The sequence below is a fragment of the Erwinia sp. PsM31 genome, assembly GCF_030433775.1.
Classification (GTDB): domain Bacteria; phylum Pseudomonadota; class Gammaproteobacteria; order Enterobacterales; family Enterobacteriaceae; genus Erwinia; species Erwinia aeris.
This window is the reverse complement of the sequence record NZ_JARUWZ010000084.1, coordinates 1-299: the sequence shown is the minus strand read 5'-3', so window position 1 is coordinate 299 and position 299 is coordinate 1. Positions and strand designations below refer to the sequence as shown.

Annotated in this window: 1 tRNA gene and 1 other RNA gene; both read right to left on the bottom strand. The window is 49.8% G+C overall.

Annotation, left to right across the window (positions count from 1 at the left end):
• Window positions 1–86: 86 nt before the first annotated feature.
• Window positions 87–210: non-coding RNA, RtT sRNA (locus QCD69_RS22565), on the bottom strand.
• A gap of 13 nt (window positions 211–223) precedes the next feature.
• A tRNA-Lys gene (locus tag QCD69_RS22560) sits at window positions 224–299 on the bottom strand.

Here is a 299-nt window from a genome sequence, read left to right as displayed (position 1 = left end):
ACCTGCGACCAATTGATTAAAAGTCAACTGCTCTACCAACTGAGCTAACGACCCGCATCATGCGGTACTGCTTACTACTTAATTAGTGGTGGGTCGTGCAGGATGACTCGGCGTCCCTCGGCCTGTCGGCCCGTTGCTTAACGCAACGTTGTTTCGCTTCGCTTAACCGAACCTGCTGCAGGTTCAAATCCTTCACGCTTACCTTTTGTCACTACTTAATTAGTGGTGGGTCGTGCAGGATTCGAACCTGCGACCAATTGATTAAAAGTCAACTGCTCTACCAACTGAGCTAACGACCC